Raw genomic sequence first — 22,734 nt, forward strand, 5'->3', positions numbered from 1 at the left:
GCGGCCCCCGCCGGATGGCTGGTCACCGTGCGCAGTGACACGACGACGGTCCGCCGCGCACGCGCGCGCGTTCCGCAGGACCGTGGCACACCGCCCGGTCGCGGCCCACACTCGGTGGACTGACGCAGCCCCCGTCAGCCCGTGCGCCACCGGGAGACGCTCCTGCCGCTCCAGACCTTCGGCCCCTACGAGCTCGACGAGCTGCTGGGCCACGGCCGTTCCGGCGAGGTCCACCGTGCCTGGGACACCCGCCGGCACCGGACCGTCGCCCTCCGCATCCTGCGGCCGGAACTCACCCAGGACCCGCGGTTCCGCGTCCGTTTCCTCCGCGACTGCGAGCGCGCCGCACGGGTGGACGAGCCGCACGTCGTCCGGGTGCACGAGTTCGGCGAGATCGACGGCCGGCTGTACGTGGACACCGAGCTGGTCGACGGCCGGACCCTGGCCGCGGCGCTCGCCGCAGACGGGCCGCTGCCGGCATCCCGCGCCGTCGTGGCCGTGAGCCAGCTGGCCAGCGCCCTCGACGCCGCCCACGCCCGCGGTCTGGTGCACCGCGACGTCCGGCCGTCCGAGGTGCTGCTGTCGGGCCCGAGCACCCGCCCGGTCTGCCACCTCAGCGGCTTCGGCGTCGCCGGCGCCCCCGTCGCGGGCACCGGCCAGGACACGACGGCCGACGGCGTCGGGCCGGTCGAGGTCCCCCGGTACGTGCCCCCCGAGCGGCTGACCGCCCGGCTCGCCGACCACCGGGTCGACGTCTACGCACTGGCCTGCCTCCTGTACGAGGTGCTCACCGGCCGGCCGCCCTTCGACGCCGCCGACCCGCAGGAGCTGTACGCGGCCCACCTGCACCGGGAGCCGCCGCGCCCCTCCGACGCGGTCGAGTCGCTCCCGCCCGCGCTGGACGACGTCGTGGCGCACGGCATGGCCAAGGACCCCGACCGGCGGTACGGGACCGCCGGGGAGCTGGCGCAGGCCGCCCGGGCGGCGCTCGTCCCGGCCCCGGACACGGTGCCGGTGAAGGCCGTCGCACCGCCGGCCGCCGGCGGTGCGCGCGGTGCCGCGGCGGGCGGTGCGCGCGGTGCCGCGGCGGGCGGTGCGCGCGGTGCCGCCACCGGGCCGGCCGGTGCCCGCCGAGCGCGGCACCGCGTCCCGCCACCGGCACCGCGGGCCGGGCACCGGCGGGGCCTGATCGCCGTGCTCGTCGCCGGAGCGGTCGCCGTGAGTGCCGCGGGGGGCGTGGCCGCGGTCCGGCTGGCCTCCGACAGCTCCGACGCGGCGGCGTCGACCCCGGTCGTGGCCGAGCCGGCCGGCGACCCCGGGGACGACCCGTTCGTCCCACCGCCGCCGGGCACGGCCGACCCGGCGCAACAGGACGGCGCCCCGGGACCGGGCAGCCCCGGCACCGCCCAGCCGGACGACGAACCGGCACCGGGCTCCGCCGGCAGCTCGCAGCCGGACGGCGAAGCGGCACCGGACTCCGCCGGCACACCGCAGCCGGACGGCGACGGCCCCGCCGAGGGGACCGCCGGCACCACCTCGGGCGCGGGCGGCCCCGCATCGGGTGCCGCTGCCCCGGCCACCGCGGCGGGCAGCACCGTCGCGGGGAACCGGCCCGGCCTCTACGGCGGCTCCGGGGCGGAGGTCTGCGATCCCGCGGCGATGGCCGAGTACCTCGACGCCCACCCCGATGCGGCCGCGGCGTTCGCCGCCGTCGAGGACGTCCCCCGCGCCGAGATCGGCGACTACCTGGCCGCGCTCACCCCCGTCGTGCTGCGCTTCGACACCGCCGTCACCAACCACGGGCTCGCCCACGGGCGGGCCATCCCGTTCCAGTCGGTGCTGCAGGCGGGCACCGCCGTGCTCGTCGACGGCGCGGGCGTCCCGCAGGTCCGCTGCATCTGCGGCAACCCGCTGGCGCCGCCCGCCCCCCGGCCCGGCCCGGAGTACGGGGGGGACCCGTGGCCCGGCCTGGCGCCGGAGACGGTCGTCGTCGTGCAGCGCAGCCCGGCGCCCGTGCCGGTCCTCGTCCTCGTCGACGACGCGACCGGCGCCGTCGAGGCGCGTCCCGCAGGAACCGCCGGCGACGCCGACCGACCGGTCGCCCCGCAACTGGCGGCGCAGGCCCGCGGCTTCGCGCCGACGCCCCCGTCGAGCAGTGCCCCGCCGTCCGCCGACCCGCAGGCCGCGGGCACGACCGGCACCGGTCCCGGCGCCACCGGGTCCCCGTCCGCCGGCGGGTCGGCCGGTACCGGCGGGTCACCGCCCGCCGGCGACCCGCCGGGAACGAGCGACCCGGCGACCGGAGGCACGCCCGCCCCCGCCCCGGGCGGTCCCGAGGAGCCCGGTAGCCCGCCCGCGGACGACGGGACGGCCGGGGAGGCACCCGGGGACGAGGCACCGCCGGCCGGACCCCCGCCGGCCGACGAGCCGCCACCACCGGCCGAGGCGCCGCCGGCCGAGCCGCCGGCCGGCGAACCCCCGCCGGCGGACGACGCACCCCCGGCCGGGCCACCACCGGCCGACGAGCCGCCACCCGCCGAGGAGCCCCCGCCGGTCGGTCCACCGCCGGCCGACCAGCCGCCCGTCGAGGCGCCACCCGCCGAGGCGCCTCCGCCGGACCCGGAGCCGGCCGAGGAACCTGCCGAGGCGCCTGCCGAGACGCCTGCCGAGACGCCTGCCGCGGAGGCGCCTGCCGACGAGCCCGCCGGGCGGGCGCCCGCCGAGGAGGCCCGGGAGGAGGACCCCGCCACGGAGGTCCCGGCCGACCCGCTCCCGCCCGCGGACCCGGTCACGCCCTGACCCCCGCCGGCCGCGAGCCGACGGGTCAGCCGGCCGGCGGGGCGTCCTCGAGCTCGGTGACCCGGGCGGCGGCGCGGTCGCGCTCGGCCGCCGCGCGCTCGGCCGCCCGGTCGGCGGCACCGGCCCGCCGCGACGCCGTCGCCGCCTCGGTCTCGACCTGCGCGGCCTCCTCGCGGACCCGCGCGAGCTCCGCGGCCAGGTCCTCCACCCGGGCGGCGAGGTCGGCCGCCCGGCGCCGCGCCCGCTCCGCCCGGTCCCGCGCCGTCCGGGCGGAGCGCGCGGCCTCCTCCGCGACGTCGGCCGCGGCCTCGGCGTCCTCGCGGGCGGCGGCGATCTCGCGCTGCCGCCGCTCCTCCGCGGCCCGCCGTCGCCGGGCCTCGGCCTCGTCCCGCCGTCGGGCCTCCTCGTCGCGCCGCCGCGCCTCCTCCTCGTCCTCCCGCCGCCCGGCGGCGCGCCCGTCCGCCTCGTGCCGCGCGGGCCGACGGGCGGTGGCCGGCGGCGGTACGACCCGCAGGTCGGGCCGGGTGCCGAGGCCGGTGCCGCGGGGCGAGAGCGGGCCGGTGAGCCGGCCGGCGAGCAGCGCCTCCCCCGCCTCGGGGTCGGCGAGCGCGGCCCGCAGCGTCTGCTCGACCCCGTCGGCGACGGCGTCGCTGAGCGGGTGCCCGAGCCGGGCGGCCACCGCCCGGGCCTGGCGGGTGAGCGCGGCCAGCAGCCGCGAGCGCTGGGTGCCCAGGGTGCGCAGCTGGTCACCGGCCAGGGCCTGCTGCGCCTCGCGCAGCAGGTCCCCGAGCTCGATCAGCCCGGCGATCTCGTCGGGCTGCTCCCGCACCAGCGCGTTGCAGGCCCAGGCCGCCGTGGTGGGCTTGCCGAGGGCGGCGATCCGCTGGGCGAGGGCCCGGTCACCGGCCGCGCGGGCCCGGCGGGCGGCCTCGGTGCGGGCGGCGACGAAGTCGCCGGGGGCCAGGCCGTAGAGCTCGTCGGCGACCTCGTCGAGGTCCACGCTCCCTCCTCGCGGGTCGGCGGACGACGGCGCGACCCTGCCACGGCCGCGGACGGGCGGTCGACCGCCGCGCGCGAGAGAGGTGCGCCCGCGTGGCGTCCCTGGCACGGTGGGGCCCGGAGGACGGCGCCGTCCCCCGCCCCGGACGACGTCCCGACGCGCCGGCACCCGCCGGTCGGCACCCGACCCCCGGAGTCCCCGTGGTCCCCTCCCCCTCCGCCCAGCCCAGCGCGGCCCCGCACCCGGTCGGCCCCCCGACGGTCCTGTTCGTCGGCGCCTCCGACGCGGCGACCTCCCAGATGGCCGCCGCCCTGCTCGCCCGGCGGGCCGGCGGGAGGGTCCGCGCGCTCTCGGCCGGGTCCGCACCGGCCGCGCGGGTCGACCCCGCCGCGGTGGCGGCGATGGCCGAGCTCGGCGTCGACCTGTCCGTCCGCTTCCCCAAGCCGCTGACCGCCGACGCGGTGCACGTCTCCGACGTCGTCGTCAGCCTCGGCGGCGCCCGGCGGTGCCCGCTGCTGCCGGGCACCCGCTACCTCGACTGGCCGGTGGCCGACCGGGCCGGGGCCGACGTCGCCGGGGTGCGGCCGGTACGCGACGAGCTCGACCGCCGGGTGTGCGGGCTGCTCGCCGAGCTGACCGGCTGACCCGCGGGCTACCGCCCGAGCGCCCGCAGCCGCTCCTCGCGGGCGGCGCGCAGCAGCACGGGCAGCCGCGGGTCGGCGAGGACGTCGAGGGTGCGGACGGCGAGCTTGCGGAAGGACGCGCCGGTCCCGTCGAGCAGGCCGCCGTCGAGGCCGGCCGCCGCGAGCGCCGCACCACGGTTGAAGCCGAGGTTGAGGTGGCGGTCGTACACGTCGAGGTAGGCGTAGTGCTCCGACTGCTTGCGCGGTCCCACGCCGTAGCCGACGGTCCGCTGGTGCGGCCACACCACCCGGACCACGGCGGGGTCGGTCTCGCGCACCAGTGCGTCGGCGGCGCGGACGAGGTCCGCGGTCGGGGGCGCCAGCGCGGTCAGCAACGCCGTCATGTCGTCCACCGGGTCGCTCACCGGTCCCTCCTCCACAGGGGCCCTCCTGCCTAGGCTGGGTCCACCATCCCACCGGCGTCCGGAGGTCCCCGTGCTGCTGCGCCTGCTCGGACTGCTGCTGCTCGTCTGGCTCGCGGTGACCGTCGTCGGCTGGGTCGTGGAGGGGTTGTTCTGGCTGGTCGTCGTCGGCCTGGCCGCGGTCGGCATCACCGCGGCGCTGGGGGTGCGGGAGCGGCTGCGCCGCTGACGACCGGTGCCCCGGTCCGCGGACGCGGACCGGGGCACCGGGAGCGGGCGATCGGGAGCTGGGGTCTCAGGAGGCGGTGGCCACCGCGACCGGCCGGGCCAGCCGCACCCCGGCCGCGGCGCCGACGCTGACGACGCCGAGCAGCGCCAGCGCCGTGCCCAGGCTGCCGAGGACGCCGGTGAGCGCGAGCACCACCAGCGGGCAGACGAACTGACCGACGAACAGCGCCGAGGTCCACACTCCGGTGGCCCGGCCGCGCTGCTCGAAGGTCAGCGAGCCCAGCGCCCACGAGAGCATCGAGGGCAGCAGCAGGCCGTTGCCCAGGCCGGTCACCACCGCCGCGACGACGACGGCGGGGACGGAGTCGGCGAGCCCGAGGCCGACCAGGCCGGCGCCGGAGAGGGCGAACGCCGCCGGCACGGTCACCGCCGGGCCGAGCCGCGCGAGCCGGCCGAAGGAGAACGCGCCGACCGCGGTGCCCAGCGAGCCGATGGCGCTGATCGCCCCGATGGCCCCGGTCGACTCGACGCCGATCGCGTCGAGCGTGAAGGACAGCTCCACGACGAGGACGTAGAACACCAGGCCACCGACGAGGGTGACCACCACCGGCACGGCCAGCTGCGCCCAGGGCAGGCGGGGCAGCCGCCGCGACCGGGCGGGCGCGGGAGCCGGCTGCCAGACGTACCTCGCCGCCAGCGCCGCCAGCGGCAGGCTGACCGCGTACAGCCAGAACGGCGTCCGCCAGTCCTGCGCGCCCAGGGCACCGCCCGCGCCGAAGAAGACCGTCGCCGAGACGGTGGTGAACACCACCTGCAGGCCGAAGTAGCGCTCGCGCTGCGCGCCGGAGAAGTAGTCGGCGAGCAGCGTGGTGCAGCAGGTCATGATCGCCGCCTCGGTGAGGCCGACCAGGACCCGGCTGGCCACGATGAGCTGCAGCGAGTCCAGCCACAGCGGCGCGGTGCCGGCGAAGGCGTAGGCGACCAGCGCGCCGACCAGCAGCCGCTTGCGGCCGACCCGGTCGACGATGCGGCCGGCGATCATCGCGGTCAGGCCGATGACCAGCGCCGGGGCGGTGAGCACCACCGGGGTGAGCGTCTCCACGCCCGGGGTGCCGGCGAAGGCGTCCTGGATGCGGGGCAGGACCGGCGCCAGCAGCACCGCGCCCAGCACGGACAGGCAGCTGGAGAACAGCAGGACCAGGGCCTGCGCGCGGCCGGCCGGGCGGCCGGTGGCGGGGTCGACGGCGACCTCGTCGGCGAGGGGTGCGGCGTCGCGGACGGACACGGGCGGCTCCAGGGGACGGGCGCCGGTCCCGGTGACCGGCATCACTGGCCGGGAAGTGTCAGGACGCGGGGGCCGGAGCGGAAATCACTTCTCCTGGGGTGCGGTATCAGTCAGGTCGATGCCCTCGCGGGCGCCGGGTGAGACCGCCTGCGCGGCGGCCCGCGAGACGACGTCGCGCAGGTACCGGTGCTCGGGGTCGTCGTCGTAGACCGGGTGCCACCACATCGCCTCGACCAGCGGCCCGGCCTCGAACGGCGGCGGCAGCGCGCGGATGCCCGAGCCCAGCGGCAGCAGGTCGACCAGCCGGCGCTGCAGCAGCGCGATCCGGTCGCTGCCGGCGACCAGCGCGGGCACGGTCAGGAAGCTCTCGATCACCACCTGGACGCGGGGCTCGATGCCGAGCTGGCGCATCTGCCGCGCCGCCGGGGTGGAGGCGGTCTGGCCGTGGTATGTGGCGACCCAGGGCAGCGTCTCGAGGTCCTCGACGGTCAGCCCCTGCTCGGCGACGGGGTTGTCGGCGGCGACCACGCACACCCACTCGTCGCGGTAGAGGTCGCGGTGGGGCAGGTCGCTGACGAAGCCGTGCGGCAGCAGCAGCAGGTCGGCGGTGAGCAGCGCCTGGGCGGCGTTCTCGACGATCGCCGGCGAGTGCGGGGTCAGCCGCAGCCGGGTGCGCGGGGCCTCCTCGGCGAGCAGCGCGGCGATGGTGTCGCCGAGCACCACGACGACGTAGTCGCTGACGAGCACCGAGAACTCCCGGGTCGACGACGCCGGGTCGAAGCCGGGCTGCGCGGTGAACACCCGCTCGACGTTGCCGAGCGCCACCCGCACCAGCTCGCGCAGCTGCACGGCCAGCGGCGTGAGCCGGTAGTCGTTGCCCACGCGGGTGAGCAGCTCGTCGCCGAAGTGCCGGCGCAGCCGGGCCAGCGACGCCGACAGCGCCGGCTGGGACAACCCCATCTGCCCGGCGGCGCGGGTGACGCTGCGCTGGGTGAGCAGCGCGTCGAGGGCCACGAGCAGGTTGAGGTCCAGGCTCGCGAGGTTCACGGGGCGACGGTATCGGCGCCGTCTATGACCCCCATCAGACATCTCGTCTTCCCGGACCACCCGCCGTGACCGACCGTGGTCCGCGTCACGACGAGGAGGACGCGACCGTGCCCGACCGCACCTGGCTCGACCCCGCAGAGCTCGACCGCACCGACCCCGAGGGGGCCATCGCGGCGGCCGCCAAGCGCTGCTCGAACTGGGGCCGCTGGGGCACCGACGACGTGCTGGGCACCCTCAACCTCCTCGACGACGCCAAGCGCGCCGAGGGAGCCCGGCTGGTCCGCCGCGGGGCGGCCTTCTCGCTGTCGCAGCGCTTCGACGCCGACGGCCCGCAGAGGGGCTGGCGCCGGCGCACCAACCCGGTGCACACCATGCTCGACACCGGCACCGACGCCGAACGCGGCGTGCAGGGCTTCCCGCACGGCATCGGCGGCGCCGACGACGTGATCGCGATGCCGCTGCAGGCCTCCACCCAGTGGGACGGCCTCGGGCACATCTTCGACCACGGCGCCGCCTGGAACGGCCGCCGCGCCGGCGACGTCGTCACCAGCCTCGGCGACGCCGTCACCGGCATCGAGACCGTCGCCGACCGCATCGCCGGCCGGGGCGTGCTGCTCGACGTCGGCCGCGCCCTCGGCGAGGACGGCGAGCTGCCCGACGGGTTCGCCATCACCCCGCAGCACCTCGAGGCCACCATCGCCGCCCAGGGCGAGAGCGCCCGCGTCGGCCGCGGCGACCTGCTGTGCGTGCGCACCGGGCAGCTCACCCGCGCCCGACGCTCGGTGGCCGCCGGCACCGGGTGGGGCGACTACGCCGGCGGTCCCGCGCCGGGCCTGTCGTTCACCGCCGCCGACTGGCTGCACGCCACCGACATCGCCGGCGTCGCCACCGACACCTGGGGCTTCGAGGTGCGGCCCAACGAGTTCGACGTCGCCTTCCAGCCGCTGCACCAGGTCGCCATCCCGCACATCGGCCTGTTCCTCGGCGAGCTGTGGGACCTCGACGCGCTCGCCGCCGACTGCGCCGCCGACGGCGTGTGGGAGTTCTTCCTCACCGCCGCCCCCCTGCCCGTGACCGGCGCCGTGGGGGCCCCGGTCAACCCGATCGCCGTCAAGTAGGAGCCGAGAGATGCCCGCCGTCAGCAACGTCCTGGTGGTCGGCGCCGGCCTCGCCGGTGCCGCCACCGCCATCCGCCTGGCCGAGGCCGGCGTCGCCGTCGACCTGGTCGAGATCCGGCCCGAGGTGAGCGCCCTCGGGTCGGGGATCACGCTGCAGGGCAACGCGCTGCGCGAGCTGCGCACCCTGGGCGTCTGGGAGCGGGTGTCCGCCGCCGGGTACGCCTTCGACGTCACCGGCATCCGGGCGCCCGACCCCGCCGGCACCGTCGTCGCGGAGATCCCCGACGCCCGGACCGGCGGCCCGGACCTGCCCGCCGTCATGGGGATGTCGCGCCCCGAGCTCGCCCGCATCCTCACCGACCGCGCCGCGGAGGTCGGCGTCAAGGTCCGGTTCGGGACGACGCACACCGAGCTGCGCCAGGACGCGACCGGCGTCGACGTCACCTTCGCCGACGGCTCGGCCGGCCGCTACGACCTCGTCGTCGGCGCGGACGGGCTGCGCTCCTGGACCCGCCGGGCGCTGGGCATCGAGCTGGAGACGACGCCGGTCGGCATGGGCATCTGGCGCGCGTTCGGCCCGCGCCCGGCGAGCGTCACGCGCACCGACCTGTACTACGGCGGGCCGTCGTTCATCGCCGGCTACTGCCCCACCGGCGAGGACTCGCTCTACGCCTACATCGTGGAGCCGGCCCAGGACCGCTCGACGCTGACGCCCGAGGAGCAGCTGGCCACGATGCGGGAGCTCGCCGCGGCCTACCACGGCCCCTGGGACGACGTCCGCGAGACGCTGACCGACCCGTCCCGGGTGAACTACACCTGGTTCGAGACCCACGTGCTGCCCGCGCCGTGGAACCGCGGCCGGGTGGTGCTCGTCGGCGACGCCGCGCACGCCTGCCCGCCCACCATCGCCCAGGGCGGCGCGCAGGCGCTCGAGGACGCCTACGCGCTCACCGACCTGCTGCTCACCCGGTCCGCGCTCGACCAGGACCTGTGGGACGCCTTCACCGCCCGCCGCTTCGAGCGCGCGACGACCGTCGTCGACGCGTCAAACCAGCTCGCCCAGTGGCAGCTCGACCACGTCCAGGGCGACATCCCGGGCCTGATGCGCTCCATCGCCCAGCTCGTCGCCCAGCCCGCCTGAACAGCCTTTATCGCGATAAAGGCTCTCCCCTCCCGGAGAGAGACATGACCCAGCGCCTGATCACCCACCTGCGGCACGTCGACCTCGCCGTGCCCGACCTGCGCACGCAGCAGGACTTCTTCACCCACACCTGGGGCCTCACGGCCGAGCACACCGACTCGGGCCTGACCTTCCTCGCCGCCGAGGGCAGCCCGGAGCAGTACGTCGTCCGGCTGCGTGAGGCCCCCGACAAGCGGATCGACCTCATCTCCTTCGGGGCGGAGGACCGGGCCGACGTCGACACCCTCGCCGGCACCCTGGCCCGCGACGGCGTGCGGCTGGTCCACGAGCCGCGCGACCTGCAGACCCCCGGCGGCGGCTACGGGTTCCGGTTCTTCGACAACGAGGGCCGCACCATCGAGGTCAGCTCCGACGTCGCCGTGCGGCAGCACCGCCGGATCGAGGAGGGCGAGTCGATTCCGGTGCGCCTGTCGCACGTGGTCGTCAACTCGGCCGACCCCGAGGGCACCCTCGCCTTCTACGAGAACTACCTGGCGTTCTCGCTGTCGGACACGCTCATGCACCCCCGGATGGGGAACATGATGTGGTTCCTGCGGACCAACGAGTGGCACCACTCGATGGCGATCGCCCGCGGCCCGCACGCGGCGCTGCACCACGCCTCGTTCGAGATGCGCGGCATCGACGAGTACATGCGCGGCACCGGCCGGCTGCTGCGCCAGGGCATCGAGAAGATCTGGGGCCCGGGCCGCCACATGGCCGGCAACAACACGTTCTCCTACTTCCTCGACCCGCACGGCAACACCGTCGAGTACACGACCGAGCTCGAGACGATCGACGAGGACACCTGGCACCCGCACGTCTACGACTTCACCCAGCCCGAGGTCAGCGACCAGTGGGGCACCGCGAACCAGATGAACGAGTTCGTCGCCAAGAAATCGTTCAACGACCCCGACAAGGGGCTGTTCGTCGCTCCTCCGGTCTGATGCGGTTCGCCACCTGGGAGGACGGCGGCGTGGTCAGCGCCGGCGTCGTCGGCGAGCACGGGCTGCACGCCCTGCCACCGGACGTCACCGTCCTGGACCTCGTGCGCGCCGGGCTGCCCGCGGCGCTCGACGCGGGGCTGGCGGCGCTGTCGGCGCCGGCGGTCCCGGTGTCGGAGGTGCGGCTGCTGCCCCCGCTGCAGGCCCCGACGGTGCGCGACTTCGTCGCGTTCGAGGAGCACGTCGAGGGGGTCCGCAAGGCCATCGACGGGCAGGCCGGCGTGGTCGAGGAGTGGTACCAGGCGCCGACGTTCTACTTCACCAACCCCTACGCGCTCGTCGGCGCGCACGACGACGTCGCGGTGCCCCCGGGCTCGCAGCGGTTCGACTTCGAGCTCGAGGTCGCCGTCGTCGTCGGGGAGGACGGCACCTCCCTCACCCCCGAGGAGGCCCGCGACCACGTGTTCGGCTACACGGTCCTCAACGACTGGTCCGCCCGCGACCTGCAGGCCCGCGAGATGCGGGTCAACCTCGGCCCGGCCAAGGGCAAGGACTCGGCCACCACGCTCGGCCCGTGGCTGGTCACCGCCGACGAGCTCGAGCCCTACCGCGACGCCGACGGCTTCCTGGCGCTGGACATGCGGGTGTCGGTGAACGACGTCGAGATCGGCCAGGACCTGCTGTCCAACATGGGCTGGCCGTTCGAGGAGCTCGTCGCCTACGCGTCGCGCGGCACCTGGGTCCGCGCCGGCGACGTCCTCGGCTCGGGCACCTGCGGCAACGGCGGGTGCCTCGCCGAGCTCTGGGGACGGCGCGGCGCGGCGGCCCCTCCCCCGCTGCGGCCCGGCGACGTCGTGGAGATGACCGTCGAGGGCATCGGGACCATCCGCAACCGGGTCGTCGCCGGGGTCGCCCTGCCGCCGGTCCGGGCCGCCCGGCCACGCCCGCGGACCCGCGAGCGTCCGGCATGAGCCTCGCGGGCGGGTGGTCGTGGTGACCGGCGCGGCCCAGGGCCAGGGCGCGGCGGAGGCCCGGCTGCTGGCCGCCGAGGGCGCCGTCGTCGTGGCCACCGACGTGCAGGAGCAGGCCGCCGAGGACCTCGGCGGCGCCGCCTACCGGCGGCTCGACGTCACCGACGCCGCCGGCTGGGCCGCGCTGGCCGACGACCTGCAGAGCCGGCACGGCCGCGTGCACGGGCTGGTCGCCAACGCCGGCATCACCTGGCGGGCGCGGCTGGCCGACCTCGACCCCGCCGACCTCGCCCGCGTCACCGAGGTCAACGTCACCGGCACCCTGCTGGGCATCCAGGCGCTCGCCCCGCTGATGACCGGCGGCGGGTCGATCGTCGTCGTCGGCTCGGTGGCCGCGCTGACCGGGCACTTCCCGGTCGCCTACACCGCGTCGAAGTGGGCGCTGCGCGGGCTGGCCAAGGCCGCCTGCCTGGAGCTCGGCCCGCGCGGCATCCGGGTCAACACGGTCCACCCCGGCTACGTCGAGACGCCGATGACCGCCTCGGCGGCGCCGGCGTTCCGCGACGCCAACGTCGCCGAGACCCCGCTCGGCCGCACCGGCACCGTCGACGAGGTGGCGCCCCTGGTCGCCTTCCTCCTCGGCGACGGCGCCTCCTTCGTCACCGGCGCCGAGATCCCCGTCGACGGCGGGATGACCGCGCACGGCGGCGTGAAGTCGATCAGCGACGCCGTCCGTACCGCCTGAGAGGACCCCGCAGTGTTCGAGTACTTCCCCACCGGCCCCTACACCTGGAACCTCAGCGTGGTCGCCACGCTGAACTCCGGCGGGCTCATCGACGAGGTCGACCGCGCCTGCCGGCCGATCAAGGACGCCGCCGGCGCCGGCGAGGACGCCGGCACGCCGGACTTCCTGCGCGCCTGGACCGCGCTGACCGACCAGCTCGTCGAGCAGGCCGAGGCGGCGGAGAAGGCCGGGCACACCCGCACCGCCGGGCAGCTGTGGTTCCGGGCGTCGAACTACCTCGCCCAGGCCGAGCGGATGCTCGCCCACTCCGACCCGAACCGGGTGCCCACCTACCGCCGGATGCTCGAGATCGCGCAGAAGGCCTTCGAGACGCACAGCCCGCGCGTCTCCCGGGTGGAGGTCCCCTACGAGGGGACGACGCTGCCGGCCTACTTCAGCGCCGCGCCGGCCGCCGACGACGGCCCGGTGCCGGTGGTCGTGCTGGTCAACGGGCTGGACTCGACCAAGGAGCACATGTACGCCTCGAACCACTGGGAGGAGCTGGCCGCCCGCGGCATCTCCTGCCTGATGCTCGACCAGCCCGGCACCGGCGAGGCGCTGCGGCTGCAGGGGCTCACCGCGCGGGTCGACACCGAGGCGTGGGGCGCGGCCGCCGTCGACTGGCTGGAGACCCGCGACGACGTCGACGCCTCCCGGATCGGGATCGTGGGCTGGTCGCTGGGCGGTTACTACGCCCCGCGCGCCGCGGCGTTCGAGAAGCGGTTCGCCCTCTGCGTGGCGTGGGGGGCCAACCACGACTGGGGCGCGGTGCAGCGGCGCCGGCGGCACCGCGAGGGCGAGCGGCCGGTGCCGCACTACTGGGAGCACGTGCTGTGGGTGTGGGGCCACACCGACCTCGACGAGTTCATCGAGTTCGCCGACGCGGTGAACCTCGAGGGCGTCGTCGAGAACATCACCGTGCCGTTCCTGGTCGCGCACGGCGCCAACGACCGGCAGATCCCGCTGGAGATGGCGCACCGCTCCCACGACCAGGCGGTCAACTCCCCCAAGCGGGAGCTGCGGGTGTTCACCCCCGAGGAGGGCGCCACCGAGCACATCGGCCTGGACCACCTGCCGTACGTGAGCACCTTCGTCGCCGACTGGGTGGCCGACACGTTCGCCGAGCTGGCCCGCGGCCGCGCCTGACCCCGCCCCGTGTCGACCTGGCGCGGTCTCCCGGGCGCGGAGAGAGCACCAGGTCGACAACGGGCGCCGAGTGGTCACCTGACGTGGTCACCCCCGTGCACGACCACGGCAGGTGACCACTCGCGGGGCCGGGTGCGCGGGTCAGCCCGCCAGCGGCAGGTCGAGGGTGTGCGCGGTGTGGTCCCGCTTGACGGCGAGGTAGCGGGCGTTGGCCGCCGACAGGTGGACGCCGGTGGGCACCCGCTCGGTCACCGCGACGCCGAGCAGCTCGAGCGCGGCGGCCTTGTCGGGGTTGTTCGACAGCAGCCGGACGCGGTCGGCGCCCACCGCCTGCAGCATCTGCGCGGCGGCGGTGTAGTCGCGCTCGTCCTCGCCGCGGCCCAGCGCCCGGTTGGCCTCGTAGGTGTCGAGGCCGGCGTCCTGCAGCGCGTAGGCGTCGAGCTTGGCGTACAGGCCGATGCCGCGGCCCTCCTGGCGCAGGTAGAGCAGGAACCCGCCGGCATCGGTGATCCGCTCGGCGGCCTCGCGCAGCTGCGGGCCGCAGTCGCAGCGCTCCGAGCCGAAGACGTCGCCGGTGAGGCACTCGCTGTGCGGGCGGACGAGCGGCGCCGCTCCCCCGGCGGCCGACCCGGCGAGCGCGGCGCGCCAGTCGCCCAGCCCGAGCAGCAGGTGCTCGCGGCCGTCGGCGAGCCCGTCGAAGGTCAGCACCTCCGCCGTCGTGGCGTACCCGTCGGCGAAGCGCAGCGGCACCGTCACGCGGGTGCGCACGGTGGCCGCGGGAGCCGGGGACACCACGTCGGCGTCGAGGGAGAGGGTCATCGCGACCTCCGATCACTTGTACCTACAAGTGACGACCCTAGCCCCAGGAAGTTGAACCTACAAGTGACCGGGTGGGACGATGTCGTCGTGGAACCCCGGTGGCTGAGCGAGGCGGAGATGACGGCGTGGGTGCGCCTGGTCGCCGTCGTCGAGCTGCTGCCGGGCGTCCTCGACGGCCAGCTGCGCCGCGACGCCGGGCTGACCCACTTCGACTACCACGTGCTCGCGATGCTGTCGGAGGCCCCGCGGCGGACCCTGCGCATGACCGAGCTGGCCACCCGCACCAACGCCACGCTGCCCCGGCTGTCCCACGTCGTGCGCCGGCTCGAGGACCGCGGGCTGGTCGAGCGGGCGCCGTGCCCCTCCGACGGCCGCGCCACCAACGCGCGCCTGACCGACGAGGGCTGGGCGACGGTCCGCGCCACGGCGCCCGGTCACGTGGCCACCGTCCGCGAGCACGTCGTCGACGCGCTCACCCCGGAGCAGGTCGGCCAGCTCGCCGAGATCGCCGGCGCGCTGCTCGAGCGGCTCGACCCGGAGGGCCGGCTGGCCGCCGGGCACGGCAGGCGCGCCACCGGCGGGTGAACCGGGCCGGGGAGCACCCGCCATGCTGGACCGGATGAGCACTCCCCTCGCCGTGCTGGTGCACGGCCTCTGGCACGGCGCCTGGTGCTGGGACGCCGTCCGCGCGGCGCTGGACGACCGCGGCGTCGACAGCGTGGCCGTGGAGCTGCCGCTCACCGACCTGCCGGCCGACACCGCGGCCGCGCGCGACGCGCTGGACGCCGCCGGCCGCCCCGCCGTCCTGGTCGGGCACTCCTACGGCGGCGCGGTGGTCACCGCCGCCGGCGCCCACCCGCTGGTGCGGGAGCTGGTCTACCTGGCGGCGTTCGCCCTCGACGAGGGCGAGTCGGTGAGCCGGACCCGGTTCGGCGACCTGCCCGACACCCGGCTCGGCGAGGCGATGGTCGTGTCCGGGGACGAGGTCGGCCTCGACCCCGCGCTCGGCCCGCGGCTGCTGTACGGGGACGCCGACCCGGACACCGCGTCGGCGTGCGCCGCCCGGCTGCGCCCGGTGGGCCGGGCGGTGTTCCGCGGGGTCCCGGAGGCGGTCGCGTGGCGGACCGTGCCGTCGACCTACGTCGTCTGCACCGCCGACGAGGTCGTCCACCCGGAGCGGCAGCGCGCCATGGCCGCCCGCGCCACCCGCACCGTGGCGTGGGCCTGCGGGCACAGCCCGCTCGTCACCCGCCCGGACGCCGTCGCCGACCTCGTCGCCGAGCGGGTGCGCACGGTCAGCTGACCGTGCGTCGCACCAGCTTCCGCACGCCGGCCAGCCACCGCTCCGGGTCGGCGGCCTTCTGCGCCCAGTAGGTGCCCACCTCGGGGTGCGGCAGGACCAGGAACCGCTCCTCGGCCAGCGCCTCGACCACCGACCGCGCGACGTCCTCGGCTGCGATGACCTCCCCCGAGGCGACCACGACCGACGCCGACGGGTTGCCCTGCTCCAGCGGGTCGAGCAGCAGCGGGGTCGCCACGCCGAGCGGGCAGACCACGCTGACACCGATGCCCCGGTCGCCGTAGGTCACCGCCAGCCACTCGGCCAGCGCGACCGCGCCGTGCTTGGTCACCGTGTACGGGGCGTCGCCCGGCGTGGTGAGCAGCCCCGCCGAGGAGGCCACGTTGAGCAGGTACCCCGAGCCGCGCTCGAGCATCGAGGGCAGCACCGCGCGGGCGGCGTACACGTGGGCGAGCACGTTGACGGCGAACACCCGCTGCCAGTCATCGGTGGCGACCTCGAGCCCGCCGCCGGCGAAGACGCCGGCGTTGGAGCAGAACAGGTCGATGCGGCCGTGCTCGGCCAGCGTCCGCTCGACCAGCGCCGTGACGGCGGCCTCGTCGCTGACGTCGGTGGTGTCGGCCGTCCCGCCGATCTCCCCGGCGACGCGCTCCGCGGCCGCGCCGTCGCGGTCGCTGACCACGACGGCGGCCGCGCCCTCGGCGGCGAAACGGCGGGCCAGCGCGGCGCCGATGCCGCTGCCGGCCCCGGTGACGACGGTGACGGCGTCCTGGAGCTGCATGCCTCCCTCCCTACCCCGGTCCGCCGCCGGCCGCGCGGCGGTCCTCGACGACACCGATGAGTCCCCGGCCGCCGGGCGGTCTGCCCTGCGGACAGACCGACGCGCCGCGGTGCCGCCGCGGCCCGACCGCGAGGAGATCCCGGTGCAGGCCACCCGCGTCCTGGCCCAGGCCACCGTCGCCGACCTCGACCGCGCCGAGCGCTGGTACGCCACGCTGTTCGGCCGTGCCCCCGACAGCCGTCCCATGGACGGCCTGCTCGAGTGGCACCTCACCGACTCCGGCGGCGTCCAGGTGTGGCGGGAGCCCGGGCGCAGCGGCCGGTCGACCGTGGTGCTCGAGGTCGCCGACTCCGACGTTGTCGCGCGCGACCTGACGGCCGCCGGGATCACGCACGACGGCCCGCAGCCCGGCGGGGGCAGCCGCGTCCTGCGGCTGGGCGACCCCGAGGGCAACCGGGTGGTCCTCGTCGGCGCGTGAGGATGCCGTCACCCGGCGACGCGGGTGGCGAAGCCGGTGTAGTCGACGACGAGGCCGTCGTCGTCGACGGTGAGCTCGAAGGCGCCGTGCGCGGCGTCCGCGTACTCCCACCGCCGCGGTCCCAGCCGGCGGTAGGTCTGGTCGACGCGGGTCACGCCGAGCGCCGGGACGTCGACCCACGCCACCGGCGAGGTCACCTGCCGACCGACCTCCAGCGCCGCGAGCCGCCGGATCGGGAAGGTGTTGGTCAGCGGGGTCGCGGCGACGTCGACGTCGACGCAGCCGTCGAGCTCCGGTGCGCGGGCGCCGTCGCGCCACCAGCGCCGGTCGCCGTCGGCCGTGAGCGTCAACCGCCGCTCCCCGGCGGCGGACACCGCGGTCACCTCGACCGCCCGGGTCGCCCAGGCGCCGTCGACCTCGACCCGGAACGCGCAGGCGAGCAGCGTCGGTCCGGCCAGCACCTCGGTGCCGTGGAGCAGCCAGCCGTCCCCGCGCCGCTCGACCCGGGCCAGGCTGTGCCCCTGCTCCTCGTCGCTGCGCCGCCACGCCACCACCCGGGGGTCCACGCCGCGCACGCTAGAGCCGCTCAGCCCTGCTCGCACCGGTCGAGGACGGCGGTGAGCACCAGCGTCGGCAGGCGGTGCGGACGCAGCCGGTCGAGCACGGTGTGGCCGGCGAGCGCGCCGCCGACCGCGACCGCGCTGCGCGACGTCGCGGCCGGTCTCTGGAAACGGAGCCGTCCGCCGGGGGTCGTGTGTGGCCGCGGGGACACGGGTAGTGCGCCGCCGAGTCGCACACCGCCGAGACGAGGGAGACCTGCGATGACCGTTCCCGACACGACCACCCGCGACGCCGCCACCGGCCCGCGCGACATCAAGTCGCACGAGTCGACGAGCTTCGCCGACCTCGGCAAGGAGATGTGGTCCTACCTCACCGGCAAGGGCGCGGCGATCAACTACGAGTTCGTCGACATGACCGTCGAGGTGCCGCGCGAGACCGGCCCGGACTCCCCGCGCGCCACCTGGAAGCTCAACGGCACGCTGCGCATCACCACCGCCGAGAACGCCAGCCGGGGATGACCCCGGAGGGCGACCCGGCGCTCGAGGTCTCCGCCGACCTGTCCCTCGAGGTCGACGGCCTCCCGCTGCGGGTGTGGGCGTCCGGGTCAGAGATCACCGCCGCCTCCCCCGACGTCCGGCGGCTGTTCTCCGCGGTGCGGGTGGCGGGCGGGGCGGCCACGCAGGGCCCGCCCGGCCGGGCGGAACTCGCCCGGGTGGCCGACACCCTGGCCGGCCGGGGGCTGACCGCGCGGCTCGACGGTCCCGGCGGCCGGGTGCTCAGCCTGGGCGCCGACGTCGACTCGGCGGCGGGCTCGGCGCTGCTCGGCACGCGGCACGCGCGGCTGCACCCGGCGGGCACGCTGCTCAGCGGCGGGCCGGCCGCGCCGGTCGCGGCGCTCGTCCTCGTGGCGGTGGTGCTGCTCGCCCGCCGTCGCCGGCGCTGAACTCTCCGGCCGGGCGGGCGTCTCACATCGAGACAGCCGGCCCGCTCGCCCCTCACAGGATGACGGTGGAGGACTCCGTCGAACCGAGGGGACGCCATGACAGATGCCGCGCGTGACACCGCATCCGGCGACGTCTTCCGCCTGGTGTACCGCAGCCGCAACCTGATCCCGGCCGAGGAGCGCAAGGAGGAGCTCGGCCGGCTGTTCAGCCAGGCGCGCCGGGACGACAAGGGCCGCGGGGTCACCGGCGCACTGCTGGTCCACGCCGACTGGTTCGTCCAGGTGCTCGAGGGCGAGGAGGCCACCGTACGGTCGCTCTACGCCACGATCGCGCGCGATCGGCGCCACGAGTTCGTGACGCTCCTCCACGGCCAGCGGGTCCCGAACCGGCGCTTCGCCCGCTGGGCGATGGCCCGGGTGTCCGACGACGGCGACCGGGACATCCCCCTGATCGCGCACACCGATGGCATCGCGCGCGCCGCCGGGCACCCGACGACCCCCGAGCAGGAGGAGGTGCTCGGGGTCGTGCGAGACGCCGTGCGGGCGGCCGCCGAGACGGTGTGACCCGCGGAGCCCGTGCCCGCGACACCGCCCCGGTCCCAGGCAGGGCGGGCGCAGGCGCTGCGGGCTCAGGCGGTGCGGGGGCCCTCCCACAGGTCGACGCCGGTGTCGACGGCGTGCCGGTCGATGCGGGCGAGCTCGTCGGCGGAGAAGTCGAGGCGGTCGAGGGCGGCGACGTTCTGCTCGAGCTGGGCGACGCTGCTGGCGCCGACGAGCACGCTGGTCACCCGCGGGTCGCGCAGCGCCCAGGCCAGCGCCATCTGGGCGAGGGACTGCCCGCGCTCCCGCGCCATGCCGTCCAGCTCCCGGATGCGGCCCAGCGCCTCCTCGGTGAGCAGGTCGGTCGACAGCGACTTGCCCTGGCTGGCGCGCGAGCCCTCGGGGATGCCGGACAGGTACTTGTCGGTGAGCATCCCCTGGGCCAGCGGTGAGAACGCGATGCAGCCGGCGCCGACCTCGGCGAGCGTGTCGAGCAGGCCCTCGGTCTCGATCCAGCGGTTGAGCATCGAGTAACTGGGCTGGTGGATGAGCAGGGGCGTGCCGAGATCGTCGAGGACAGCCGCGGCCCGCGCGGTGTCCTGCGGCGAGTACGACGAGATGCCGGCGTAGAGCGCCTTGCCCGACCGGACGGCGGTGTCGAGCGCGCCCATCGTCTCCTCCAGCGCCGTCGTGGGGTCGGGCCGGTGGGAGTAGAAGACGTCGACGTACTCGACACCCATCCGGCGCAGCGACTGGTCGAGGCTGGCGAGCAGGTACTTCCGCGAGCCGCCGCCCTGCCCGTAGGGGCCGGGCCACATGTCGTAGCCGGCCTTGGTGGAGAGCACCAGCTCGTCGCGGTATGGGTGGAGGTCGTCGCGCAGGTGCCGGCCGAAGTTGGTCTCGGCGCTGCCGTAGGGCGGCCCGTAGTTGTTGGCCAGGTCGAAGTGGGTGATGCCCAGGTCGAAGGCCCTCCGCAGCACCGCGCGCTGCCGCTCCAGCGGGACGTCGTCGCCGAAGTTGTGCCACAGCCCGAGGCTGATCGCGGGGAGGTCCAGGCCGCTGCGGCCGGTGCGGCGGTAGGTCATGGAGTCGTAGCGGTCCTGCGCTGCGGTGTGGGCCATGGCCGCTGTCCTGCCCGGCGCGCGAGGACCCGAACCGGGGAGCCGCCGAGCTGCGACCGCGCTGCGTAGGCGATCGGACGCCGGCCGGTGACGCTGCGCCGGGGTCGCCGCCCAGCGGTGCGCGGAGCCGCGCTGCGGCGGGCCGGCGGCGAGGAGGATGCGCGGCCGCGGGGGTCACGTCCACCCGACCTGGAGGGAGGGGCGCGATGCCCTTCTTCGACGGCTCCCGCGGCCGCATCCACCACACCGCGTGGCTCCCCGACGGCGAGGTGCGCGCCGTCGTCGTCTTCTGCCACGGCGGCTTCGGCGAGCACGTGGGCCTGTACGAGCCCCTCGGCCGGCGGCTGGCCGCCGACGGCATCGCCGTGCACGCCCTGGACGCCATCGGCCACGGCCGCAGCGACGGCGAGCGCGACCTCATGGTCTCGTGGGACGACTACGTCGACGACGCCCGGACCCTGGCCGGCATCGCCCAGGCCGAGCACCCCGGCCGCCCGCTGGTGCTGATGGGGCACTCCGGCGGCGGGGTGGCCGCCTTGCTGCTGGCCCAGCGGTCCCCCGACCTGGCGCAGGCCCTGGTGGTCTCCGCGCCACCGGCCCAGTGCCTGCCCTGGGTCGAGGCCCTGATGGCCGCGGAGGCCGAGGACGTCGAGGACCCCGACCCCAGCCGGATGTTCAGCACCCACCCCGAGTACCTGGACCGGCTGCTGCACGACCCGCTGGTGCACCGCGGGCCCGTCCCCCGGCAGACGATGGTGGCGATCGAGGCCGCCTGGCCCGAGGTGGAGGCGGGGGTCGCCGCGGGGCAGCCGTCGATCCCGACGCTGTTCCTGCACGGCGAGTCGGACCCGATGGTGCCGGTCGAGCACTCGCGCGCGCTGGTCGCGCGGTTGCCCCGGGCCACGCTGCGCACGTTCCCCGGCGACCTGCACGACGTCCTCAACGAGCACGACCGGGAGACCGTGCACGACGTCGTCGCCGCGTTCGTGCTCGCCCAGGTCCGCCCCGCCGTCCGGGCCTGAGCGGACGGTCGCGCCCGGTCGCGGAGTGTGCCCAGCCCGTCAGAACGGCGGTGGGTCGTCGACCGGGTCGGCGGATGGCGGGAGTGGCCTGGTGTCGTCCGGTGGTGGGTCGGGTGCTGCCGGGGGTGGTCGCACCCCGGGTGGGCGGGTCGTTCTCGTGATGCCGGAGGGTGTGGTGACGGTGAGGGTCCCGTCGGGGTGCAGGTGAAAGCGCCAGCCGCGGGCGAAGGTCTTGAGCCGGTGGTGGGAGCGGCACAGGCAGCACAGGTTGGCGCAGTCGGTGACCCCGCCGTCGGCGTGCGGGAGGACATGGTCGGCGTCGGCCCAGCCGACCCGCTGCCCGCAGGTGGGGAACCGGCAGGTGCGGTCGCGGGTGCGCACGAACGCCTGCTGCGCCGCGGTGGGGGTGTAGCGGTCGACCGGGTCGGGCCGGTCGAGCACCGGGCATCCGCAGTCCGGCTCGTCGGGGTGGGCGGGGCAGCCGCGGGCGGCCAGCCGGCGCAGCCGGTCCAGCGTGCCGGTGGCGCGCAGCGTGCCGTCGGCGTCGGTCAGCGCCACCGTCACCGACCCGCCGTCCGGCGCCCGCACGCCGAACGCGTCCAGCTCGCGCAGCAGGTCGCGCAGGTGGGCGGCGGTGATGGGCAGCCCGTTGACCTGCCCGGCCTCCGCCGAGCGGCCGGCGAGGGCGGCGAGGCCGGCGATGATGGTCAGCTGCGCGGTCACCGCCGGACGGCCGGTCTCCCACGGGCGCTGGAGCAGGTCGGCGAACACCACCGCGCAGCGCAGCTCGCCGATCGGCCGGGGGTCGCCGTCGGCCTTGAGCATCCGGGCGAGTGAGTCGACCAGCGCGTGGCAGGCCGCGGCCACCTCCACCGGCAGGTCCGCGGCCAGCGTGACCATGCCCGCCAGCGGGCAGGGATCGACCCGCACGTCGGCGCGGCGGCGGGCCTGCTGCTTGCGCCGGCCGACGGCGTCGGCGTCGAGGTCGAGCAGCAGGGCGAGGGCGCGCTGCTTGAGCCGGCCCACCGTCGACTGCGCGGCCGCGGGCAGCAGCGCCGCCTCGATCCGGCGGGCGATCCCCGCCGGGGCGTGCTCAAGGACATCGACCAGCGCCTTGGCGCGGGTCTCGTCCAGGGTGCCGGCGGCCAGCGCCGCCCAGGTGGCGGGCAGGCGCTCCCGGTAGGTCCAGGCCCGGTGGGCCAGGTGGTTGACGGTGCCGCGGCCGCAGTTGAGCACCACCGCCAGCTCGGCGGTGAAGAACTCCGACACCCCGGGCAGCTCGGTGTCGGGCTTCCACGACCTCGCACCCGGCGTGCCGGGGGCGGGATCGTCGTCATCGGGCGAGTCGTCGGCCAGGCCCAGGACCAGCTCGGCCTCGTAGGCCGCGGTCATCGCCTTGAGTGCGGCGACCCGCTGCAGCTCCGCCGCCTTCTGCTCGCGGGACAGCAGCGCCACCGGCAGCCGCGCCAGCCGGACCGGCCGGTCGAGCAGCCAGCCGGCCAGCGCGCGCTCGACGAGCGACCCGGCACCGGCGACCTCCTCCACGACACCGAACCTACGGAGCGAGTACGACAGTTTCCGCAGGTCAGCCGGTCAGCGATTCGCCGTGCACCGTGCACGCGCAC

The 22,734-nt window shown here is 76.4% G+C and carries 26 protein-coding genes; 16 read left to right on the forward strand and 10 right to left on the reverse strand.

The features are described 5' to 3' along the window. Nucleotides 1-141 precede the first annotated feature (141 nt). Complete coding sequence (locus tag ACI79O_RS13560) at nt 142-2,799, forward strand: DUF6777 domain-containing protein (RefSeq protein ID WP_456914406.1); 2,658 nt, start codon at nt 142-144, stop codon at nt 2,797-2,799. A 25-nt stretch (nt 2,800-2,824) separates the two neighbouring features. Here ACI79O_RS13560 and ACI79O_RS13565 read toward each other — a convergent pair whose 3' ends face one another. Beyond that, nucleotides 2,825-3,799: a hypothetical protein gene (locus ACI79O_RS13565; RefSeq protein WP_456914407.1), complete on the reverse strand. Its 975-nt coding sequence runs from the start codon at nt 3,797-3,799 to the stop codon at nt 2,825-2,827. Between the two features lie 200 nt (nt 3,800-3,999). Between ACI79O_RS13565 and ACI79O_RS13570 the strand changes: the two genes are divergently transcribed. Beyond that, a complete protein-coding gene (locus ACI79O_RS13570) occupies nt 4,000-4,443 on the forward strand; it encodes an arsenate-mycothiol transferase ArsC (RefSeq protein WP_456914408.1) in 444 nt (147 codons plus the stop codon). Between the two features lie 8 nt (nt 4,444-4,451). Here ACI79O_RS13570 and ACI79O_RS13575 read toward each other — a convergent pair whose 3' ends face one another. Continuing rightward, complete coding sequence (locus ACI79O_RS13575) at nt 4,452-4,847, reverse strand: hypothetical protein (RefSeq protein ID WP_456914409.1); 396 nt, start codon at nt 4,845-4,847, stop codon at nt 4,452-4,454. Nucleotides 4,848-4,917: 70 nt separating this feature from the next. On the opposite strand from ACI79O_RS13575, the gene ACI79O_RS13580 reads away from it, so the two are divergent. Next, on the forward strand, nt 4,918-5,073 hold the full coding sequence (locus tag ACI79O_RS13580; RefSeq protein ID WP_456876001.1) for a hypothetical protein: 156 nt from the start codon (nt 4,918-4,920) through the stop codon (nt 5,071-5,073). 66 nt (nt 5,074-5,139) lie between these two features. Here the strand turns inward: ACI79O_RS13580 and ACI79O_RS13585 are convergent, their stop codons facing one another. Both ACI79O_RS13585 and ACI79O_RS13590 read right to left on the reverse strand, forming a co-directional pair. Continuing rightward, the gene (locus ACI79O_RS13585) at nt 5,140-6,357 is read right to left on the reverse strand and encodes an MFS transporter (protein WP_456914410.1); all 1,218 of its coding nucleotides are present in this window, start codon (nt 6,355-6,357) and stop codon (nt 5,140-5,142) included. An 84-nt stretch (nt 6,358-6,441) separates the two neighbouring features. After that, nucleotides 6,442-7,404, reverse strand: coding sequence for a LysR family transcriptional regulator (locus ACI79O_RS13590; RefSeq protein WP_456914411.1), 963 nt, complete (start codon nt 7,402-7,404; stop codon nt 6,442-6,444). A 107-nt stretch (nt 7,405-7,511) separates the two neighbouring features. Here ACI79O_RS13590 and ACI79O_RS13595 point away from each other — a divergent pair, with 107 nt between their 5' ends. The 6 genes from ACI79O_RS13595 to ACI79O_RS13620 are packed head-to-tail and all read left to right on the forward strand — an operon-like array spanning nt 7,512 to nt 13,544. Beyond that, entirely contained in the window at nt 7,512-8,522 is a 1,011-nt protein-coding gene (locus ACI79O_RS13595; RefSeq protein ID WP_456914412.1) for a cyclase family protein, read from the forward strand. A gap of 10 nt (nt 8,523-8,532) precedes the next feature. After that, the gene (locus ACI79O_RS13600; protein WP_456914413.1) at nt 8,533-9,663 is read left to right on the forward strand and encodes an FAD-dependent oxidoreductase; all 1,131 of its coding nucleotides are present in this window, start codon (nt 8,533-8,535) and stop codon (nt 9,661-9,663) included. A gap of 44 nt (nt 9,664-9,707) precedes the next feature. Continuing rightward, entirely contained in the window at nt 9,708-10,646 is a 939-nt protein-coding gene (locus ACI79O_RS13605; protein ID WP_456914414.1) for a VOC family protein, read from the forward strand. Continuing rightward, entirely contained in the window at nt 10,646-11,614 is a 969-nt protein-coding gene (locus ACI79O_RS13610) for a fumarylacetoacetate hydrolase family protein (protein WP_456914415.1), read from the forward strand. Before ACI79O_RS13605 ends, ACI79O_RS13610 begins: the two co-directional genes overlap by 1 nt. Before the next feature lie 22 nt (nt 11,615-11,636). After that, on the forward strand, nt 11,637-12,359 hold the full coding sequence (locus tag ACI79O_RS13615; protein WP_456914417.1) for an SDR family NAD(P)-dependent oxidoreductase: 723 nt from the start codon (nt 11,637-11,639) through the stop codon (nt 12,357-12,359). 12 nt (nt 12,360-12,371) lie between these two features. Further along, nucleotides 12,372-13,544: an alpha/beta hydrolase family protein gene (locus ACI79O_RS13620; protein ID WP_456914418.1), complete on the forward strand. Its 1,173-nt coding sequence runs from the start codon at nt 12,372-12,374 to the stop codon at nt 13,542-13,544. A 141-nt stretch (nt 13,545-13,685) separates the two neighbouring features. On the opposite strand, the gene ACI79O_RS13625 is transcribed toward ACI79O_RS13620, so the two are convergent. Beyond that, nucleotides 13,686-14,363: a GTP cyclohydrolase II gene (locus ACI79O_RS13625; protein WP_456891183.1), complete on the reverse strand. Its 678-nt coding sequence runs from the start codon at nt 14,361-14,363 to the stop codon at nt 13,686-13,688. A gap of 87 nt (nt 14,364-14,450) precedes the next feature. Between ACI79O_RS13625 and ACI79O_RS13630 the strand changes: the two genes are divergently transcribed. Together ACI79O_RS13630 and ACI79O_RS13635 are read left to right on the forward strand one after the other, a co-directional pair. Then, the gene (locus ACI79O_RS13630) at nt 14,451-14,948 is read left to right on the forward strand and encodes a MarR family winged helix-turn-helix transcriptional regulator (protein WP_456891185.1); all 498 of its coding nucleotides are present in this window, start codon (nt 14,451-14,453) and stop codon (nt 14,946-14,948) included. 34 nt (nt 14,949-14,982) lie between these two features. Further along, the gene (locus tag ACI79O_RS13635; RefSeq protein WP_456891187.1) at nt 14,983-15,666 is read left to right on the forward strand and encodes an alpha/beta fold hydrolase; all 684 of its coding nucleotides are present in this window, start codon (nt 14,983-14,985) and stop codon (nt 15,664-15,666) included. Here ACI79O_RS13635 and ACI79O_RS13640 read toward each other — a convergent pair. Then, nucleotides 15,659-16,444, reverse strand: coding sequence for an SDR family oxidoreductase (locus tag ACI79O_RS13640; RefSeq protein ID WP_456914419.1), 786 nt, complete (start codon nt 16,442-16,444; stop codon nt 15,659-15,661). The two genes, ACI79O_RS13635 and ACI79O_RS13640, sit on opposite strands and share 8 nt — an antisense overlap. A gap of 142 nt (nt 16,445-16,586) precedes the next feature. On the opposite strand from ACI79O_RS13640, the gene ACI79O_RS13645 reads away from it, so the two are divergent. Beyond that, the gene (locus tag ACI79O_RS13645; protein WP_456891189.1) at nt 16,587-16,922 is read left to right on the forward strand and encodes a VOC family protein; all 336 of its coding nucleotides are present in this window, start codon (nt 16,587-16,589) and stop codon (nt 16,920-16,922) included. Between the two features lie 8 nt (nt 16,923-16,930). On the opposite strand, the gene ACI79O_RS13650 is transcribed toward ACI79O_RS13645, so the two are convergent. Next, nucleotides 16,931-17,488 (reverse strand): putative glycolipid-binding domain-containing protein, encoded by a 558-nt coding sequence (locus tag ACI79O_RS13650; RefSeq protein ID WP_456914421.1) that lies wholly within the window; start codon nt 17,486-17,488, stop codon nt 16,931-16,933. A gap of 20 nt (nt 17,489-17,508) precedes the next feature. After that, nucleotides 17,509-17,694, reverse strand: coding sequence for a hypothetical protein (locus ACI79O_RS13655; RefSeq protein ID WP_456891192.1), 186 nt, complete (start codon nt 17,692-17,694; stop codon nt 17,509-17,511). Between the two features lie 49 nt (nt 17,695-17,743). Between ACI79O_RS13655 and ACI79O_RS13660 the strand changes: the two genes are divergently transcribed. The 3 genes from ACI79O_RS13660 (at nt 17,744) to ACI79O_RS13670 (ending at nt 18,990) form a co-directional block, all read left to right on the forward strand. Then, the gene (locus ACI79O_RS13660; RefSeq protein WP_456875986.1) at nt 17,744-18,001 is read left to right on the forward strand and encodes a hypothetical protein; all 258 of its coding nucleotides are present in this window, start codon (nt 17,744-17,746) and stop codon (nt 17,999-18,001) included. After that, nucleotides 17,998-18,426 carry a hypothetical protein gene (locus ACI79O_RS13665; RefSeq protein ID WP_456891193.1) on the forward strand — a complete coding sequence of 143 codons (429 nt, stop codon included), beginning with the start codon at nt 17,998-18,000 and terminating at the stop codon, nt 18,424-18,426. Before ACI79O_RS13660 ends, ACI79O_RS13665 begins: the two co-directional genes overlap by 4 nt. 96 nt (nt 18,427-18,522) lie before the next feature. Further along, a complete protein-coding gene (locus ACI79O_RS13670; RefSeq protein ID WP_456891195.1) occupies nt 18,523-18,990 on the forward strand; it encodes a BLUF domain-containing protein in 468 nt (155 codons plus the stop codon). Nucleotides 18,991-19,055: 65 nt separating this feature from the next. Here the strand turns inward: ACI79O_RS13670 and mgrA are convergent, their stop codons facing one another. Then, nucleotides 19,056-20,087: an L-glyceraldehyde 3-phosphate reductase gene (gene mgrA / locus ACI79O_RS13675; protein WP_456891197.1), complete on the reverse strand. Its 1,032-nt coding sequence runs from the start codon at nt 20,085-20,087 to the stop codon at nt 19,056-19,058. A 206-nt stretch (nt 20,088-20,293) separates the two neighbouring features. Here mgrA and ACI79O_RS13680 point away from each other — a divergent pair, with 206 nt between their 5' ends. Next, the gene (locus tag ACI79O_RS13680) at nt 20,294-21,109 is read left to right on the forward strand and encodes an alpha/beta hydrolase (protein WP_456891199.1); all 816 of its coding nucleotides are present in this window, start codon (nt 20,294-20,296) and stop codon (nt 21,107-21,109) included. Between the two features lie 39 nt (nt 21,110-21,148). Here ACI79O_RS13680 and ACI79O_RS13685 read toward each other — a convergent pair whose 3' ends face one another. Continuing rightward, nucleotides 21,149-22,654 carry a DUF222 domain-containing protein gene (locus ACI79O_RS13685; RefSeq protein WP_456914422.1) on the reverse strand — a complete coding sequence of 502 codons (1,506 nt, stop codon included), beginning with the start codon at nt 22,652-22,654 and terminating at the stop codon, nt 21,149-21,151. Nucleotides 22,655-22,734 lie beyond the last annotated feature (80 nt).

This window comes from Geodermatophilus sp. SYSU D00696, assembly GCF_054050235.1.